Raw genomic sequence first — 480 nt, 5'->3', positions numbered from 1 at the left:
GTCCTGCTCCGGTGCCGGCGCGTCGGGCGGGCGCAGCAGCCGTTCGGGGCGGTGGTGGTAGTTGATGCGGTGTTGGCCGGTATCCAGCCGTGGTGGGGGGATCCATTCGACCTCGCCGCGGGCGTTGATCCGGGTGGACCACGCGCCGTCACCGACGGCGCGGTTGTCGGGCCCACACGCCAACCCGAGTTCGTCGACGTTGGTGTTGCCGCCGTCGGTCCAGTCGGCGGCGGCGTGGTGGACCTGGCAGCCGTAGGCGCCCACGGTGCAGCCCGGTTTGGTGCAGCCCCCGTCGCGCGCGATCAGCATGATCCGCTGTGCGGGTGAGGCGACCCGTTTGGCCCGGAACAGGTTCAGCGCTGCACCGGTGGCCCGGTCGAACACCGCCAGATGGTGGTGGGCGTGGCCGGCCATCCGGATCACCTCGGCGATCGGCACGATCGTGCCGCCCCCGGTCACGCCGACCCCGGCCCGCGATTC

General features: G+C 72.5%; 1 protein-coding gene. It reads right to left on the bottom strand.

Features of this window, described 5'->3' with window-relative positions:
* Nucleotides 1-480, bottom strand: a 480-nt coding sequence (locus ACXAID_RS28405) for an HNH endonuclease signature motif containing protein (protein ID WP_475025475.1), incomplete at both ends; no start/stop codon positions are given.

The sequence above is a fragment of the Mycobacterium sp. ABE4_509 genome (assembly GCF_056160785.1).
This window is presented reverse-complemented; position numbering and strand designations above follow the sequence as displayed.